This is a genomic window from Salinivibrio costicola subsp. alcaliphilus (assembly GCF_001996185.1).
GTDB lineage: Bacteria > Pseudomonadota > Gammaproteobacteria > Enterobacterales > Vibrionaceae > Salinivibrio > Salinivibrio costicola.
The window spans coordinates 1-313 of record NZ_MUFR01000185.1; the positions used below are offsets into that span (position 1 = coordinate 1).

The window sequence follows — 313 nt, forward strand, 5'->3', positions numbered from 1 at the left end:
GTACACCGCCAATATCAGCTCAAAGACTATGTTTTGTGGTGGGCTAATCAACGGTATCGAGGCTATTGATAACTTAAGCTCGACCGCTGCCACCTTCTCTTCGGGGTTTAACGCCACCGCTTACTTACAGCCAGGGGAAAACCAGTTAGAGCTTGCCGTAGCGCCATCGGGCGTTTACGACGATGACCTGACTTACCGTGCTGACGATACCTGCCAGGTCACCCTGTATGGTGCGTTCTCGGATGGCACCAAAAAAGAGATGTCGAACCTGACCGTCACGGTAGAAGACGGTAAGCCGACGATTAAAGACTCC

Annotated in this window: 1 pseudogene; it reads left to right on the forward strand. The window is 52.1% G+C overall.

From position 1 onward, the window contains the following. Positions 1 to 313, forward strand: a pseudogene (locus BZJ21_RS16495) (glycosyl hydrolase family 26); the annotation flags it as partial.